The organism is Amycolatopsis sp. NPDC028719 (assembly GCF_055565395.1).
The window spans coordinates 104,649-119,073 of the sequence record NZ_JBVHUL010000009.1 but is presented as its reverse complement, the minus strand read 5'-3'; the positions used below and the strand labels follow the sequence as shown (position 1 = coordinate 119,073).

16 protein-coding genes are annotated in these 14,425 nt (G+C 71.8%); 11 read left to right on the top strand and 5 right to left on the bottom strand.

Going from position 1 to position 14,425, the window contains the following annotated elements; genetic code table 11:
• Positions 1 to 52 precede the first annotated feature (52 nt).
• Positions 53 to 919, top strand: a complete 867-nt coding sequence (locus tag ACZ4TR_RS35250; protein WP_465292203.1) for a LysR family transcriptional regulator — start codon at positions 53 to 55, stop codon at positions 917 to 919.
• Between the two features lie 115 nt (positions 920 to 1,034).
• On the opposite strand, the gene ACZ4TR_RS35245 is transcribed toward ACZ4TR_RS35250, so the two are convergent.
• Both ACZ4TR_RS35245 and ACZ4TR_RS35240 read right to left on the bottom strand, forming a co-directional pair.
• Positions 1,035 to 1,418 (bottom strand): STAS domain-containing protein, encoded by a 384-nt coding sequence (locus ACZ4TR_RS35245; RefSeq protein WP_465292201.1) that lies wholly within the window; start codon positions 1,416 to 1,418, stop codon positions 1,035 to 1,037.
• Between the two features lie 110 nt (positions 1,419 to 1,528).
• Positions 1,529 to 2,212, bottom strand: coding sequence for a TetR/AcrR family transcriptional regulator (locus ACZ4TR_RS35240; RefSeq protein WP_465292200.1), 684 nt, complete (start codon positions 2,210 to 2,212; stop codon positions 1,529 to 1,531).
• 115 nt (positions 2,213 to 2,327) lie between these two features.
• Between ACZ4TR_RS35240 and ACZ4TR_RS35235 the strand changes: the two genes are divergently transcribed.
• The 6 genes from ACZ4TR_RS35235 to ACZ4TR_RS35210 all read left to right on the top strand — a co-directional run bounded on the left by ACZ4TR_RS35235 (position 2,328) and on the right by ACZ4TR_RS35210 (position 8,180).
• A complete protein-coding gene (locus ACZ4TR_RS35235; protein WP_284742587.1) occupies positions 2,328 to 2,534 on the top strand; it encodes a 4-oxalocrotonate tautomerase family protein in 207 nt (68 codons plus the stop codon).
• Positions 2,535 to 2,625: 91 nt separating this feature from the next.
• The gene (gene msrA / locus ACZ4TR_RS35230) at positions 2,626 to 3,141 is read left to right on the top strand and encodes a peptide-methionine (S)-S-oxide reductase MsrA (RefSeq protein WP_360468297.1); all 516 of its coding nucleotides are present in this window, start codon (positions 2,626 to 2,628) and stop codon (positions 3,139 to 3,141) included.
• A 312-nt stretch (positions 3,142 to 3,453) separates the two neighbouring features.
• Positions 3,454 to 5,739, top strand: a complete 2,286-nt coding sequence (locus ACZ4TR_RS35225) for a M4 family metallopeptidase (RefSeq protein WP_465292198.1) — start codon at positions 3,454 to 3,456, stop codon at positions 5,737 to 5,739.
• Between the two features lie 74 nt (positions 5,740 to 5,813).
• Entirely contained in the window at positions 5,814 to 6,323 is a 510-nt protein-coding gene (locus ACZ4TR_RS35220; protein ID WP_465292196.1) for an OsmC family protein, read from the top strand.
• Positions 6,324 to 6,402: 79 nt separating this feature from the next.
• Entirely contained in the window at positions 6,403 to 7,380 is a 978-nt protein-coding gene (locus ACZ4TR_RS35215) for an ATP-binding cassette domain-containing protein (RefSeq protein WP_465292194.1), read from the top strand.
• Positions 7,377 to 8,180, top strand: a complete 804-nt coding sequence (locus ACZ4TR_RS35210; RefSeq protein ID WP_465292192.1) for an ABC transporter permease — start codon at positions 7,377 to 7,379, stop codon at positions 8,178 to 8,180. Before ACZ4TR_RS35215 ends, ACZ4TR_RS35210 begins: the two co-directional genes overlap by 4 nt.
• A gap of 18 nt (positions 8,181 to 8,198) precedes the next feature.
• Here ACZ4TR_RS35210 and ACZ4TR_RS35205 read toward each other — a convergent pair whose 3' ends face one another.
• Entirely contained in the window at positions 8,199 to 8,636 is a 438-nt protein-coding gene (locus ACZ4TR_RS35205) for a nitroreductase/quinone reductase family protein (protein WP_465292189.1), read from the bottom strand.
• A complete protein-coding gene (locus tag ACZ4TR_RS35200; RefSeq protein ID WP_465292187.1) occupies positions 8,633 to 9,172 on the bottom strand; it encodes a DUF6069 family protein in 540 nt (179 codons plus the stop codon). The genes ACZ4TR_RS35205 and ACZ4TR_RS35200 overlap by 4 nt, the downstream gene beginning before the upstream one ends.
• A 105-nt stretch (positions 9,173 to 9,277) precedes the next feature.
• Between ACZ4TR_RS35200 and ACZ4TR_RS35195 the strand changes: the two genes are divergently transcribed.
• The 3 genes from ACZ4TR_RS35195 to ACZ4TR_RS35185 all read left to right on the top strand — a co-directional run bounded on the left by ACZ4TR_RS35195 (position 9,278) and on the right by ACZ4TR_RS35185 (position 12,678).
• A complete protein-coding gene (locus ACZ4TR_RS35195) occupies positions 9,278 to 10,237 on the top strand; it encodes an SDR family NAD(P)-dependent oxidoreductase (RefSeq protein ID WP_465292186.1) in 960 nt (319 codons plus the stop codon).
• An 80-nt stretch (positions 10,238 to 10,317) separates the two neighbouring features.
• Positions 10,318 to 12,141: a serine/threonine-protein kinase gene (locus tag ACZ4TR_RS35190; protein WP_465292184.1), complete on the top strand. Its 1,824-nt coding sequence runs from the start codon at positions 10,318 to 10,320 to the stop codon at positions 12,139 to 12,141.
• A 318-nt stretch (positions 12,142 to 12,459) separates the two neighbouring features.
• Positions 12,460 to 12,678, top strand: coding sequence for a hypothetical protein (locus ACZ4TR_RS35185; RefSeq protein ID WP_465292182.1), 219 nt, complete (start codon positions 12,460 to 12,462; stop codon positions 12,676 to 12,678).
• Positions 12,679 to 12,816: 138 nt separating this feature from the next.
• On the opposite strand, the gene ACZ4TR_RS35180 is transcribed toward ACZ4TR_RS35185, so the two are convergent.
• A complete protein-coding gene (locus ACZ4TR_RS35180) occupies positions 12,817 to 13,677 on the bottom strand; it encodes an SDR family oxidoreductase (RefSeq protein ID WP_465292180.1) in 861 nt (286 codons plus the stop codon).
• 50 nt (positions 13,678 to 13,727) lie between these two features.
• Between ACZ4TR_RS35180 and ACZ4TR_RS35175 the strand changes: the two genes are divergently transcribed.
• Positions 13,728 to 14,318 (top strand): TetR/AcrR family transcriptional regulator, encoded by a 591-nt coding sequence (locus ACZ4TR_RS35175; RefSeq protein WP_465292179.1) that lies wholly within the window; start codon positions 13,728 to 13,730, stop codon positions 14,316 to 14,318.
• Positions 14,319 to 14,425 lie beyond the last annotated feature (107 nt).

The following is a 14,425-nucleotide window of genomic DNA, read 5'->3' as shown; positions in this document are numbered from 1 at the left end:
ACGCGCTTCTGTGCCACGATCGTGAAGCAGGAGTTGACGATGGAGGGGCGGAATGGCCGAGACCCGCGAGGTCGAGTCGTTCCTCGCGCTGGCCGAGGAGCTGCACTTCGGCCGCACCGCGGAACGGCTGCGCGTGTCGACCGCCCAGGTCAGCCAGACGATCCGGAAGCTCGAACGGCGGATCGGCGCGCCCCTGTTCACCCGGACCAGCCGCCGCGTCGAGCTGACGCCGCTCGGGCGGCAGCTCCTCGCCGATCTCGGGCCGGCGTGGTCGGCGGTCGGCGCGGCCCTGGACCGGGCGGCCGAAGCCGGCCGCGGGGTCACCGGCACGCTGCGCGTCGCGTTCGGCGACGCCGCGGGCGGCCAGCTGCTCGCCGGGGTGGCCGAGCTGTTCCGGCGGCGGGCGCCCGGCTGCGCGGTCGAGTTCCGCGAGGTGCGCCCGGCCGAGATCCTGCCGTGGCTGCGGGAGGGCGAGGTGGACGTCGTGCTCGCCGGGCTCCCGCTCGACGGCCCCGGCCTGGTCACCGGGCCGGTCCTGGTGCGGGAGGCGCGCTTCCTCGCCGTGGCGGCGGGCCATCCGTTCGCGCGGCGCGACGCCGTCCCGGTCACGGACCTCGCGCGGGTCACGGTGCTGCGCTGCGCGCTGCCGGACCCGTGGCTGGACGACCACGCTCCCGGAGCGACGTCGCGGCCGCGCGCCGGGCTGCAGGAACTGCTCACGCTGGCCGGCGCCGGCGAAGGCGTGCTGCCGGTCGGCGCCCACATCCGGCGCTACTACCCGCGGCCCGACGTCGCGTACGTCCCGCTCGACGGCGCGCCCCGGCTCAAGTGGGCCCTCTTCTGGCTCGACGGGTCCGCGACGGCCCGCGTGCGCGCCTTCGCCGAAGCGGCGGCCGACCTCGTCCGCGAACCGGCCTGACGACCGTCCCCCACGGGACGACACGCGTATCCGGATGGACGACACGGCGGAAGCCCCGTGCCTGGCCGTGTCGTCCGCCTGAGCACGCGAGTCGTCCGGTGGGGGCGCGAGCCGGTCAGCCCGGCAGCCAGCGCATCTCCACCGGCTGGCACGTGGCGATCGCCGTCAGCCGGTTCGGGAACACCCGCACCCGGTCGGCGAGTCCCGTCAGCCGCACGACCCGGTCGGCCACGGTCCCGGGCCTGACGATCAGGCAGCCGGCTATCCCGCGGTCCCGGCAGCTTTCCACCGCCGCGAGCAGTCCCCGGGCTCCCTGCGCCGACAAGAACTCCAGCGTCGTGAGGTCGAGCACCAGCAGGTGCGGTCCCGGCAGCTCGCAGATCGCGGCTTCGATCAGCGTCGTCCACCGCAGCACGGTGTCGACGTCCAGCTCACCACGGAGCTCGACGACCAGCACGCCGCTGATCCGCTCGGCGACGGCTTCTTCCCGCTCGCGCATCGCGCGCCTCCCCGGAGCCGGATCGGGGACGGCTCCCAGCCCATCGTCCCACTCCCGCGAGGTCGCGGCCGTCCCGATGGCGGACGGCCCAACCCACACCGCCGTCCGACTCAATGTCCATTGTGGAGACTCAGTCGCACCAGCCACTCCCGCAGCACCGTCACCTCGGCCGCCGTCAGCTCGCCCGGCACCGCCTCCGGCAGCCGGGCGGCGAGCGTCGTCGCCGTCACCGCGAGGTCGCGGTGCTCCAGGGGCGCCTCGGCCAGCACGCCGGACAGCACGCTTTCCCGCACGCGGACGGAAAACCCGGGGTCCGGGTAGAGCTCCGGCCGGGTGATCATCGACAGCGCGACGCCGGCGTTGGCCGCCATGACCATCTGCGCGGCGAGCGGCGGCGGCACCTTCAGCCGTCCGGCGGCCGCGCACCGCTCCAGGACCGCGAGCAGCAGGCCGTGCGCCTCGGCGGCCGCGCCGGGCGGCGTCGACAGGCCCGAGTACATCAGGCGGTAGTGGTTGGGGTTGCCGACCGCGAAGGCGACGTGGTTGTCCCAGCCGTCCCGCAGGTCGCGCACCGGGTCGTCCGACGGCTCGGCGGCCCGCTTGCCGGCGAGGTACTTCTCGAACCCGAGGTCGACGACGGCGGCGAGCAGGCCCTCCTTGTCGCCGAACTGCCGGTACAGCGCCGGCGCGCCGACTCCGGCGGCCTCGCAGACCGCCCGCGTGGAGAAGTCGGCCTCGGCGGAGTGCGCCAGCAGGTCGGCCGCCGCCTCCAGAATCCGCGTTCTCACGTCCACAACAGGGACGCTACCAGCGGATATCACCGATATCAAGCAGGAGGTAGCGCCGGTTCGTGACCTGTGTTAGCGTCGATTACACATTCACGACAACGTCGATACCAAAGGACTCGCCATGCCGTTCGCCAACTTCAAGGTCCCCGCCGGCACCCTCACCCCGGAGCAGAAGGAGCAGCTCGTCACCCGCACCACCGACCTGTACGCCGAAATCTACGGCGACCGCGCCCGCGCGAACACGATGGTGCTGGTCGAGGAGGTCGCCGACGGCGGCTGGGGCATCGGCGGCGACGTGCTCACCCTCGCGAAGCTGCAGGCGGGGTGACGTCAGGCTTCCGTAACCCTCGCGTGGAATCATCGGTACGCCGCCGAAGTTGTACAGGGGGCAGCACCACACGAGGAGAAGGAGTGACGCCGTGAGCACGTCAACCGAAAGGGCCGTCCTGGCCGGCGGCTGCTTCTGGGGAATGCAGGAGCTGTTCCGCCGTCAGCCCGGGGTGATTTCGACCCGGGTCGGTTACAGCGGCGGCGACGTCCCGAACGCCACCTACCGCAACCACGGCACGCACGCCGAGGCCATCGAGGTGGTCTACGACCCGACGCGGACGACGTTCCGCGACCTGCTCGAGTTCTTCTTCCAGGTGCACGACCCGACGACGAAGAACCGCCAGGGCAACGACATCGGCCTGAGCTACCGTTCGGCGATCTTCTTCGAAAACGACGAGCAGAAGCGCGTCGCCGAAGACACGATCGCCGACGTCGAGGCGTCGGGGCTGTGGCCCGGCAAGGTCGTCACCGAAGTCAGCCCGGTGGGCGACTTCTGGGAGGCCGAGCCGGAGCACCAGGACTACCTGCAGCGCATTCCGAACGGGTACACCTGCCACTTCGTGCGCCCGGGCTGGAAGCTTCCCAAGCGCGAGAAGACCGCCTGACACAGTCGTACCAAGAAGGCCCCTTCGCCCACGGCGAAGGGGCCTTCGCCGTTCGGACGCGGGAAAGATCGCCCGAACGGCGGTGAGGTTACTCCAGTCCTGAGTAGACAGTCGACATCCATGATCCCGATGAGCGGAATGTCCTTTTTGGGAAGTATTGCCATCGATAGATAAGACCGTACGTTAGTCGCTTGTTCACGAGCCTCCGGCACCGGATTCTGATTTCCGTTCCACAGCACCACCTCTCGTCCCCTTGACCCGGCCCGGCCTCGACCCCGGGCCTGGTTCACCCTGCCCGGAGGGAATTCCTCGATGGATCTGAGACGTCCTGTCGTCTTGGCAGCAACCGGCGTACTCGTCGGCGCGCTGTGCATCACCGGCACCGCCCAGGCACAACCCACCCCGAACGCCGCCCCGACCGCCGCCCCGACCGCCCTGGCCCAGGCCACCACCGCGGCTGCCGGTCTCGTGGCGAGCAGGCCCGCCGCGCTGCACGCCAGCGCGGACGACGTCTTCCTGGCCCAGAAAGCGATTTCCGCCACCAACGGGCTGCAGTACATCCCGTACGAGCGCAGCTACAAGGGCCTGCCGGTCGTCGGCGGCGACTTCGTGGTCGCGACGAACTCGACGGGCCAGGTGCTCGGCACCTCCGTCGCACAGGACCAGACCATCGACCTCGCCACGACCACCGGGAAGGTGACGAAGGCCGCGGCCGAGGCGACCGCGCGGCAGCAGCTGTCCGCCGTGGACAGCGTGAGCCCCGCCCAGCAGGTCGTCTACGCGCTCGGAACGCCGGCGCTGGCGTGGAAGAGCACCGTCGTCGGCCGCGACGCCGAAGGCCCGAGCCGGCTCGACGTCATCGTCGACGCCGCCACCGGCAAGGTGCTCAAGACCCAAGAGCACGTCATGAACGGGGACGGCACCAGCGCGTACAACCGGCCGAACCCGGTGCACCTCGACACCACCCAGTCCGGCAGCACGTACTCGCTCAAGGACCCGTCCCTCACCAACGTCAGCTGCCAGGACGCGGCCAACAACACCACGTTCAGCGGACCGGACGACCTTTGGGGCACCGGCAACGCCACCAGCCGGGAGACCGGCTGCGTCGACGCCCTGTTCGCCGCGCAGACCGAGAAGAAGATGCTCTCGCAGTGGCTGGGCCGCAACGCCTTCGACGGCAGCGGCGGCGGCTGGCCGATCCGCGTCGGCCTGAACGACCAGAACGCCTACTACGACGGCACCCAGGTCCAGATCGGCAAGAACACCAACGGCCAGTGGATCAGCTCGCTCGACGTCGTCGCGCACGAGCTCGGCCACGGCATCGACGACCACACCCCGGGCGGCATCTCGGGCGCGGGCACCCAGGAGTTCGTCGCGGACGTCTTCGGCGCCTCCACCGAGTGGTTCGCGAACGAGCCCTCGGGCGGCGACGTGCCGGACTTCCTCGTCGGCGAGACGGTCAACCTGGTCGGCTCCGGCCCGATCCGCAACATGTACAACCCGTCGGCGCTGGGCGACAAGAACTGCTACGACAGCTCGGTCCCCAACGGTGAGGTGCACGCGGCCGCCGGCCCCGGCAACCACTGGTTCTACCTGCTGGCCGAAGGCACCAACCCGACCAACGGGCAGCCGACCAGCACCACCTGCAACAGCTCCACGGTCACCGGCATCGGTGTCCAGAACGCGGTGAAGATCTTCTACAACGCGATGCTGCTCAAGACCTCCAGCAGCTCGTACCTGAAGTACCGCACCTGGACGCTGACCGCGGCGAAGAACCTGTTCCCGGGCAGCTGCACCGAGTTCAACACCGTCAAGGCGGCGTGGGACGCGATCAGCGTGCCGGCGCAGTCGGCCGACCCGACCTGCTCGGCGACCGGCACCGTCACCGTGTCCAACCCGGGCAACCAGTCGACCGTCACCGGCACCGCGGTGAACCTGCCGCTGTCGGCCTCGGGCGGCACCGCGCCGTACACCTGGACCGCCACCGGCCTGCCGGCCGGCCTGTCGATCAACGCCTCCACCGGCACGATCTCGGGCACCGCGACCACCGCGGGCACCTCGAACGTCACGGTGACGGCGAAGGACGCGGCCGCCAAGACCGGCACGGCGTCGTTCAGCTGGACCGTCGGCACCACCACCGGCTGCTCCGGCCAGAAGGTCGTCAACGGCGGTTACGAGTCGGGCAGCGGCAGCTGGACCGGGACCACCGGCGCCATCGGCCAGTGGGGCTCGCAGGGTCAGGCCGCGCACGGCGGCACCTACAGCGCCTGGCTCGACGGCTACGGCTCCACCCACACGGAGTCCGTCGCGCAGTCGGTGAGCATCCCGGCCGGCTGCCACGCCAGCCTGACGTTCTACCTGCACATCGACACGGCGGAGACGACCACCACGACCGCCTACGACAAGCTGACCGTCACCAACGGCAGCGCGACGCTGGGCAGCTACTCCAACCTGAACAAGGCCTCCGGGTACGCCCTCAAGACGATCGACGTCTCGTCGGCCGCCGGCGGCACCCTGGCGCTGAAGTTCACCGGCACCGAGGACAGCTCGCTGCAGACCTCGTTCGTCATCGACGACGTGGCTGTCACCCTGAGCTGAAGCTGAACCGCTGAAGCGGGGAGACCGGGCCTCCGGTCTCCCCGCTTCTCCGTTTTCGGGGGCAGAATCGCCCCATGGACACCGAAGAGCTGCGCGCGACCCAGGCCCCGCTGAAGGACAAGTACCGCGAGCAGCCGGAGAGCGCGCTCGTCACGCTGCACGCCGACGCCCAGCTCGACGGCCTCGGGATCTCCTGCAAGGTCGAGACCGGTCGCGCGGTCGTGGAGGCCGGCTTGCACCCGGCCACGGGCGGCGACGGCTCCTTCGCCTGCTCTGGCGACATGCTGCTGGAGGCGCTCGCCGCGTGCGCCGGGGTGACGCTGCGGGCCGTGGCGACGTCGCTGGGCCTCGAAGTGCGCGGTGGCCGCGTGCGCGCCGAAGGGGACCTCGACTTCCGCGGCACCCTCGCCGTCGCCAAGGACGCCCCGGTGGGCTTCCGCGCGATCCGGCTGGCGTTCGCGCTGGACACCGATGCCTCCGAAGAACAGCTCGCCACGCTGAAGAAGCTGACCGAGCGCTACTGCGTCGTCTTCCAGACGCTGCGGACGCCGCCGGAGTTCGCCGTCACGCTGTCCGCGAACTGACCGGGCTCAGGGAGAAACCCGGAGGACAAAGCGGACGCCCGTGCCCTAGCTTGGCGGGGTCACCGAGAGGGGAACCGCCATGCCCGAACCGGACAGTGCCGTCCAGGTGCGCGGACTCGTCAAGACCTACGGGTCGACCCGCGCGCTCGACGGCGTCGACCTCGACATCCCGGCCGGGCGGGTGCTCGGCCTCCTCGGCCCGAACGGCGCCGGGAAGACGACCACGGTCCGCATCCTGACGACGCTGCTGCGGCCGGACTCCGGCGAGGCGCACGTGGCCGGGTACGACGTCCTGACCCAGCCCGACGAAGTGCGGCAGCGGATCGGGCTGTCCGGCCAGTACGCGGCGGTCGACGAGAACCTCACCGGGTTCGAAAACCTCTACATGGTCGGGCGGCTGTACGGCCGGCGGAAGTCCGCCGCCCGGTCGCGTGCCCGGGAGCTGCTGGCGCGGTTCGCGCTCGAGGAGGCCGCGGACCGGCCGGCGAAGGGCTATTCGGGCGGCATGCGCCGGCGGCTCGACCTGGCCGGCGCGCTGGTCGCCGAGCCGACCGTAGTGGTCCTCGACGAGCCGACCACCGGCCTGGACCCGGGCGGGCGCCTCGACACGTGGGGCGTCATCAAGGAGCTGGTCGCGGACGGCACGACCGTGCTGCTGACCACCCAGTACCTCGAAGAGGCCGACCAGCTCGCCGACTCGATCGTGGTGATCGACCACGGCCGGGTGATCGCGCGCGGTACCGCCGACGAGCTCAAGGCGCAGATCGGCGGCGAGCGGCTGGAGCTGGTCGTCGCCTCGGCCGCGGACCTGCCGGCGACGCTGGAGGTGCTGCGCGAGGTGGGGACCGGCGAGCCGTCCGGCGACGACCACACGCGGCGGGCGGAGATCCTCGTCGACACCGGGCCGAAGGCGCTCATCGAAGCCCTGCGCCGGCTCGACGGGCAGGGCATCGCCGTCCAGGACGTCGCCCTGCACCGGCCGACGCTCGACGACGTGTTCCTGTCCCTGACCGGCCACGGCGCCGAGGCCGCGCCGGCCGAGGAGGTGGCGAAGTGAACGCGATCGCGAAGAGTATTTCGGACGGCGGCATCATCACGTGGCGCAACCTGATGAACGTCCGCCGCAACCCCGACTGGCTGATGGCCGCGACGCTGCAGCCGATCATGTTCGTGCTGCTGTTCGCGTACGTCTTCGGCAACGCGATCGGCGGCGAGTCGGGCGGCGCGGCCTACCGCGAGTTCCTCATCGCGGGGATCTTCGCCCAGACGGTGGCGTTCAACTCGGCGTTCACCGTCATCGGCTTCGCCAACGACCTGCAGAAGGGCATCATCGACCGGTTCCGCTCGCTGCCGATGTCCCGGATCGCGGTGATCCTCGGCCGCACGACGTCGGACCTCGTGGTCAGCGTCGTGGCGCTCGTCGTGATGTCGCTGTGCGGCCTGATCGTCGGTTGGCGGATCCGCGGCAGCTTCTGGGACGCGCTGCTGGGCTACCTGGTGATGCTGATGTTCGCGTGGGCCCTGTCGTGGGTGGGCGCGCTGATCGGCCTGGCGGCGCGCAGCGTCGAGGTGGCCCAGAGCCTCGGGCTGGTCTGGATGTTCCCGCTGAGCTTCATCTCGTCGGCGTTCGTCCCGACGCAGACGCTGCCGGCGTTCCTCAAGGCGATCGCGGACTGGAACCCGTTCACGGCGGTGATCAACGCGACGCGGGACCTGTTCGGCAACCGCTTCGGGCCGGCGCCTTCGGGGTGGCCGGCGGAGAACGCGGCGCTGTACGCGATCCTCTGCTGCGTGGCGATCATCGCGGTCTTCGCTCCCCTGGCGACGGCGAAGTACCGGCGCGTGGCGAGCAAGTAGCACTGTCCGAAGTGGACCTCAGCCGAGGTCCTCTTCGGACAGCTCCACGATCGGGATCACCCGCTTGACCTCCCTGGCCTTCGCCCGGTGGTCGGCCAGGAACGGGTAGTGCTCCTCCAGCTCGGTCCACGTCCGCACGTAGTCCGCCCCCAGCAGCGGCAGCGCCTCCCCGACGAACTCGTGGCCGTCCACCTCCACCTTCACCCGGGAATCGGCGATCAGGTTCAGGTACCAGCCCGGGTGCTTCGGCGCGCCGATGTTCGACGCCACCACCAGCAGCCGGTCGCCGTCGCGGTGGTACATCATCGGGACCGTCCGCGGTTTCCCGGAGTTCCGGCCCGTCGTCGTGAGCAGCAGCAGCCGCTCGCGGTGCATGCCCTCGACCTCGCCGCCCGCCCGGAACTGCTCGATCACGCGGCGGTTCGTCGCCTGGATGTCGACGGTGTCCACGGTCACTGGTCGTAGTAGCGGGTCGGCGGGGGCTCCTGCGGTGACCGCTGCCGCGTCGGCGCCGGGGGTTGCTGCTGGGACCGGCGCCGGTGCAGTGTGCGGGCGCTCGCTGCCATGCTGTTGACCACCGCGGCGATCACGAGCCCGATGACGAGGTTGATCGCGGCCGTGGCGATCTTCGCGCTCGGCGCGACGGTCAGCGTCAGCGGCAGGACCACCGCGATCAGCGTCACCAGGACCATGATCCAGCCGAAGAACTGCGAGGGCGCGGGCGTGGCGACGCTGAGCAGGTGCATCAGCCCGGTGGCGAGCAGGGCCACCGCGGCGGCGACCAGCGCGTACGTCGTGGTGCTCGCGTTGCCCCAGACGCCTTCGCCTTTTGGGGCCAGCACTTCGACCTCGAAGACGCCGCGCGCGATCAGCAACCCGACCACCGCGAGCAGGGCCGCGATCACCGCCGTCGCCACGCCGCCGGCCCACAGCCGGCGCGCGTCGATCCCCGGGCGGACGTCCTGGGGCTGGTTCCCGTAGTAGTCGGACATCAGAGCCTTCCTGGGTCGGCTGCCTCTCGGGGTCGATTGTCCCCTGTTTCGGCTCCGGCCGCGCGACTTGCGCTGGAGCGCACTCCAGCTCGTACCGTCGAGGCCATGAGCACCGCACAGCACAAGATCGGATCGGGTTTCGGCGCCACCACCACGGCCGCCGAAGCCGTCGCGGGCATCGACCTCACCGGCAAGCTCGCCGTCGTCACCGGCGGCTACTCCGGGATCGGCCTCGAGACCACCCGCGCGCTCACCGGCGCCGGCGCGCACGTCGTCGTCCCGGCCCGCCGCCGCGCGACCGCCGAGGAGGCCCTCGCGGGCATCGAAGACGTCGAGGTCGACGAGCTGGACCTGGGCGACCTCGGCAGCGTGCGCGCGTTCGCCGAGCGCTTCCTGGCCACCGGACGGCGAATCGACCTCCTCATCGCCAACGCGGGCGTGATGGCCTGCCCCGAGACGCGCGTCGGCCCGGGCTGGGAAGCCCAGTTCGCCACCAACCACCTCGGTCACTTCGCGCTGGTCAACCGGCTGTGGCCGGCCGTCGCCGACGGCGCCCGCGTCGTTTCGCTGTCCTCCCGCGGGCACCACTACTCGCCGATCCGCTGGGACGACGTCCAGTTCGAGCGGGGCTACGACAAGTGGGCGGCCTACGGGCAGGCGAAGACCGCCAACGTGCTCTTCGCCGTCCGGCTCGACGAGCTGGGCGCTTCCCGGGGCGTCCGCGCGTTCGCGCTGCACCCCGGCGGGATCATGACGCCCCTGCAGCGGCACCTGCCGAAGGAGGAGATGATCGAGCGCGGCTGGATCGACGAGGCCGGCACCTTCCTCGTGCAGTTCAAGACGCCGGAGCAGGGCGCGGCGACCACGGTCTGGGCCGCGACGTCGCCGCAGCTGGCCGGGCTCGGCGGCCTGTACCTCGAGGACTGCGACGTCGCCGAGCTGTCCCCTCCGGACGCCGAGGGCATGACCGAGTCGGGCGTCCGCCGGTACGCCGTGGACCGCGAGGAGGCCCGTCGCCTGTGGACGCTGTCGGCGGAGCTGACCGGCGTGGACGCTTTCGCATGATCTTTTGACGTTTGCCGGTCACGTCATCGGGGTACACCGCGGCCGTGGCCGACGACGGCGGGAGAACGGGGAACGCGCCGATGAGCGACGCGGACGACGTCACGTGTGCCCGGTTCGCCCTCGGCGAGTTCGCCGTCCAACCGCGCCCCCTCGACGAACGTCCGCCGGACCTGCTGGCCGGGCGCTACGAGGTCGGCCGGCTGATCGGCAGCGGCGGCACGGCGCGCGTGTACCGCGCCTACGACCTCCGGCTCCAGCGGGAGGTCGCGGTCAAGATCTACGACCTGGACGTGGTCGCGCTGGACCAGCGCCGCCGGCTGCGCGAGATGAGCATTCAGGGCAGCATCACCCACCCGGGCGTGGTGGCGCTGCTCGACAGCGGCACCGACCACGGCCGGACGTACCTGGTGATGCAGCTGGTCGAGGGCGAGAACCTGGCGGAGCGGCTGCTGAGCGGCGCGATGCCGGCAGCCGAGGTGACGGCGCTGGCCGACGGGCTCGCCGAGGCGCTCGCCCACGTCCACGCGCTGCGGGTCGTCCACCGGGACCTCAAGCCCGCCAACGTGTTCCTGTCCGCGGACGGCCCGCTGATCGGCGACTTCGGCATCGCCCACGCCCTCGACACGACGCACATCACCGGCACGGGCGTGGTCCCGGGCACGGCGGCGTACCTGGCGCCCGAGCAGGTCGGCGGCGAACCCGCGGGCCCGCCGGCGGACGTGTACGCGCTCGGGCTGATCCTCCTGGAGTGCGCGACGGGCCGCCGCGAGTACCCGGGCACGATGATCGAGGCGGCGATGGCCCGGTTGACCCGGCCGCCCCGGGTGCCGGAGGATCTGCCGCCCTCGCTGGCGCACACGTTGCGCCGGATGACCCAGCGCGAACCGGCCGACCGCCCGACGGCGGCGGAGGTGCGGCAGCTGCTGCACGCCCCGGCCCCGGCGCCGACGTTGCCGTGGGCAAGCGGACGGTTCGCCGCGGCGGGGGTGCTGCGAAGACGGCACCGCGCGGCCCCGGCCGGCCGCGGAGTACGTGGCCGGCTCGGCGGGGCGGGCCGCCGCCAAGCCGCGGTGGTCGACAGCGGGCAGGTCGGCGGGGCGGCGATCGCCGGAGAGCCTGGCAAGTTCGACGGAGCGGCAAGCGACCCCAGCCGGCGCGAACCCGCCACCGACCACCACCAGCCGAGCGACAGCTCACGGGCGGGCGCGGCAGCGATCGCCCGGGAGTCCGGCCAGTTCCATGGCACGGCGAGCGACCGTGGCGGGCAGGAACCCGCCACCGACCACCAGCCGAGCGACAGCAGGCAGGCGGGCGCGGCAGCGATCGCCCGTGAGTCCGACCGGTTTGACAGCGCGGCAAGCGACCCCAGCCGGCGCGAACCCGCCACCGACCACCACCAGCCGAGCGACGGCTCACGGGCGGGCGCGGCAGCGATCACCCGGGAGCCCGGTCACCACAGCCCGTCCACCGTGCGCAACACCGGCGTTTCGCACCAGTCCCGACCCAGCGGCCCCCGTAAGATCCTCACCGCCGTGGGTCTCTCGCCGGCGAGCCACCCCGCCCAGCGCCGCCGGTTCACCGCGGCCGCCGGGCTGACCGCCGCGGCCGTCGCCGCCGTTTCCGCCATGGTGCTCTCCGCTCCGGAACCCGGCGCCGGGACTTCGACCCCCGCCCAGCCGCCGGCGCCCAGCTCTTCCGCTCCCACCCAGGCGCCGCTCGCCGGATCCGGGACGCCCGATCCGACGGGCCCCGGCGCGACCGAGTCCGCCGAGCTCGAACCCGCCGCCGTCACGCACCGGACCCAGGCCGAGCCGAAGCCCGAGAAGCCCGGCAAGCCACTGAAACCCGAGACCCACGGCAACGGCAACGGCAAGACGAAAGGCAAGGGCCCGGGCCACGACTAGGACCACCGGCCGGGCCGACCAGGGCCCAACGGCCCTGGTGCCGGAAACCCATTGCGAATAGACCGTAAGTCGTCTCGAATTGTTTCCCGAATTGGGACTCGAAGCAATAACGACCGGTAACCGGAACCCTCTCCGCCCCGACACACATCACGTGTCCGCACCGGGTTTCCGCCCCGGGCACCACCGCCGGGGATCCCCCGTCCCGGCCGGTTCGCCGACTTTCCGGAGGTCTTGATGAGTGTCCACGCTGCCCTGGTGCGGCCGGTTTTCGGAACACCGCGCGGACGGCACGCCAAGCCTCGCCCCGCGTGGCCGCGTGTGGCCGCCAGGACGCTCTTCCTCTTGTGCGCGGCGCTCTCCGTCGGCGCGGTCTCCGGCGCCGGCTGGCCGCCGGTGCTGCTCGTCGTGCCCGCCGCCGCGCTCGTGCTGCTCGTCGCCGGCGTCGTGAAACTGCGGACCGCGGCCCGGAAGATCGGCTCCATCTTCGCCGAAGAACTGACGCGGGAAACGCCTGCCGAAATCCGCGAGAGCATCTAGATCTCCTGACCTGCAGATCATTTCCCCTCGCCACAGAACCGCTCCTCGGCAAAGGGTCAAGGACCAGGCGACCGCGGGTTCTTCGTCAAAGGTCACGTCAGGCACCCGCGCGGATGGTTGGGGTCCACCAGGGCCGAGCTACGGCAGGTAAGGCCGGAGGGTCGCCGCGGTCACCCGGTCGAGGAGCCGGTCCGGCAGGACGCGCGTGAGGCGGGTCAGGAAAGCCGCGTCGCGGCCGATCGTGTAGCGCGTGCGCGGACGCCGCGCGGTTGCGGCCTTGGCGACGATCGATCCGGCTTCGTCCGCCGGCATGCCCGCCCGCGTGAACCGCTGCGAATGGGCGACGACGGCCCGCACGAGCCCGCCGTACCGCTGCCGGTGTTCGGCGGTCATCTTCTCGGCGAGGCCGGTGGCGGTGGCGGCACCGCGGTCGCCCATCTCGGTCCGCACCGCGCCGGGCTCGACGACCACGACCTGCACCCCGTGCGGGGCGAGTTCCCGGCGGAGGGAGTCGCTGACCGCTTCGAGCGCGAACTTCGTCCCCGCGTAGGGCCCGTACGTGGCCATCGCGACCTTGCCGCCGACCGAGCTGATGTTCACGATCCGGCCCCGGCTGCGGTGGAGGAACGGCAGCAGCGCCTGCATGACGGCGACGTGCCCGAACAGGTTGACGTCGAACAGCCGCCGCCATTCGGCCAGCGGAAGGGTTTCGACGGGCGCGTTGACCGAGATGCCCGCGTTGTTGACGAGGGCGCGCAGCGGGCGGCGGTCCGGATCGGCGGCGATGCGGGCGGCGAGAGCCTCGACGTGCTCGGGTCGCGTGATGTCGAGGAGCACCGGCTCGACGCCGGCGGCCCGGATCGCGTCGCCGTCGGTTTCGCGGCGGACGCCGGCGAGGACGTGGTAGCCGCGGGCGGCGAGCTCGTGGGCGGTCGCGGCGCCCAGGCCGGTCGAGGCGCCGGTGACGACCATGATCTCGTTCTGATGTGACACTGTCATATGAACCAGTGTGCGCAACTCGTGTGACACTGTCAACTATACTCGGCGCCATGGTGACGCGAGCTGAAGCCGCTGCTGCGACCCGGAGCGCCCTCGTGCGGGCCGCCTCCGAACTCCTCGACGAGGGCGGCCCGGACGCGGTGACGCTCCGCGCGGTCGGGGCCCGCGCCGGCGTCTCGCGCGGCGCGCCCTACGGGCACTTCGAGGACAAGCAGCACCTGCTCACCGCGCTCGCCGTCGACGCCTGGAACTCGGTGGCGGACGAGGTGGAGCAGCTGCGGGCCGACCTCGATGCGTCCCCCGGCGCCCGGCTCGAGCGCGGCCTGCTGGCGCTCATCGGGGTCGGCCGCCGGCAGCCGCACCTGTACGCGCTGATGTTCAGCACCCCGGTGGGCGGCGACCCGGTGGCCGCCGCGGCGGCGGCCCGCGTGGAGAACGAGTTCCTGACGCTGGTCGCCGGCGTGGTCGGCGATGCCGGCGCGCGCCGCTACGGCGCACTGCTGATGTCGAGCGCGCACGGGATCGCCGGGCTGGAGCTCAGCGGCCACCTGGCGAAGGAGAAGTGGACGGTCGACGGCGACGAGCTCGTGCGCATGCTGGTCGCCGCGATCCGCCCGGCTGATCACCCGGCCGGCTCGTAGAACTCTTCCAGCACAGTGCGGGCTTCGTCGTGTCGGGAACCGCCACGTCCCACCGGATCCGGTCGGCCGCGACACGGGCGAGGCGACGTGCGCCTCGCAGCGCCGGC